This window comes from Micromonospora orduensis, assembly GCF_006228125.1.
GTDB classification, from domain to species: Bacteria; Actinomycetota; Actinomycetes; order Mycobacteriales; family Micromonosporaceae; genus Micromonospora; species Micromonospora orduensis.
Map to the genome: position 1 here is coordinate 1 of NZ_VDFY01000018.1, position 1,649 is coordinate 1,649.

General features: G+C 66.5%; 3 protein-coding genes. All 3 read right to left on the reverse strand.

The features are described 5' to 3' along the window. Positions 1 to 36 precede the first annotated feature (36 nt). On the reverse strand, positions 37 to 783 hold the full coding sequence (locus FHG89_RS00110; protein ID WP_244295029.1) for an aminoglycoside phosphotransferase: 747 nt from the start codon (positions 781 to 783) through the stop codon (positions 37 to 39). A gap of 15 nt (positions 784 to 798) precedes the next feature. Further along, positions 799 to 960, reverse strand: coding sequence for a hypothetical protein (locus tag FHG89_RS00115; RefSeq protein ID WP_244295031.1), 162 nt, complete (start codon positions 958 to 960; stop codon positions 799 to 801). Between the two features lie 283 nt (positions 961 to 1,243). Then, on the reverse strand, positions 1,244 to 1,649 hold a 406-nt coding region (locus FHG89_RS00120; RefSeq protein WP_167517308.1), incomplete at its 5' end, for a GNAT family N-acetyltransferase.

The following is a 1,649-nucleotide window of genomic DNA, read 5'->3' on the forward strand; positions in this document are numbered from 1 at the left end:
GGGGGCGTTACGGTGGACCATGAGGACCTCCACGGGTCAGGTGCGGCTGTCTGGTAGCTCCACACCTACCCCGGAGGTCCTCACCCGTTCAAGATCCGACCCGTCACCAACGTCTATGCACAGAACATCTAGGACCTGACGGTCAGTCGCCGTCCATGCGGGAAACTGGGTCAGCCACTCTTCTGCCTGTTCCGCGCTGTGGCCGCTACCGATCAGCCACTGGACGAGCAGCGCGAGTTCGACCCATGCGGCGGCCTTGGCGGCCCACGCCCAATCGACGATCCGTAGGCCGAGTGGCGTCACGATCAAGTTGGCCGGGTTGAGATCGGAGTGGATAAGTGTCTCGCCATTCATCGCCGGGTGCGCGAACCCGAGCCGGGCTGCCGGGGTGAACCACATCTCGCCAGGCGCAGGCGTCTCTTGAAGTGCTTTCAACGCGGCGAGGAGCAGATCGAGGTCCCTACTGCCGGGTGACAGGTCGGGGTGGGGACCGGCAAGATGTTCGGTCCCCACCACCAGCCAGCCATCGGATTCGAACTGCCACAGGACCGCGGGCGGGTGCCGGTCGATGGCTCGGGTGGCCGCGAGTTCGTAGCGCAGCGACCGAACGCTCAACTCGCCGGAGGCCGCCTTGACGAAGACCTGCCCGGCGGGTCCGGTCACCGTCGAGGCGATCTCAGCGTGGTCGCCACTGGAAGCCGAGGTGACGTCAAAGGTTCCGCCGACCCGTTCGGCGATCCCTGCCGTGACACTCTCCGGCAGGGCAGTCCAGTCGCAACGCATCTGGTCTCCCCACTGCTACGTGCCCGGCTGAGACGGATTCGGCGGCCAGCAGGACTTGGCCTCACCGCCCCAGAATTCCATGTCGACCCGGTAGCCGGTCTCGTGCAGCGCCGCGCGTGTGTAGGTGATGGCGGTGCCGTCCTGCATGGCCTCGATCAGGATCGGCCGGTGGTGCACGTAGTGGCCCCGTGATCTGTTTGCAGGCGGCGGTGTAGGGCTCGCTGATCCGCGGGGCGGCATGCCAGACAGCCGCACACCGCAGCGATGGTGACCACGCCGCCGACTATCTCAACCAGGCGGGCCGCAGCTGACAAGGCGCGGCGATCGCGAGTCCCCGATCGGCCGATGCGGCTGCGGGAGCCAGCGCTGGTTCCCACCAAAGCACTGGGCTGGCGGCTCACGATGGGAGGTGGGGGAGCCGTCGTCCTTTCTGTCGACGGTTGGCCTGCGGATCGCTTGCTCAGGGAACTCGATGGAACGGCGCGGGTTCGTTGTCCTGTGGTGGCACTGGCTTTGGTTGGCCAGGGGTGTGATGGAGCGGGTTTCGGCGCATGGTGCTCAGGGTTGGGCCTTCGGGCAGGCTGATGGTCGGTTGTGGTGTGTAGCCGTGGCGGATGTGCATGTTCTGGGCATCGGTGGTGGTGCTGGTCCAGGACAGGAGGTTCACGTGGTCGAGTCGGCTGCGGTGGTGGTTGAGCAAGGCTGTGCCGCGTCCGGAGCGTCTGGCTGTGGGTTGTACGGCCAGGAACGCGAGGTGGTAATGGGGTTCGGTGGGTCGTTCCTTGGCGAGCAGTCGGTCGAGTAGGTCGAAGCGGTCGGCGTGGGGGCCTGCGGCGTCGCTGAGGCGGGTGGGGTAGTTCGCCAAG

What these genes read in the sequence shown, in the direction of transcription:
- FHG89_RS00110 (WP_244295029.1), bottom strand. Translation starts at nt 783, where the DNA reads ATGCGTTGCGACTGGACTGCCCTGCCGGAGAGTGTCACGGCAGGGATC.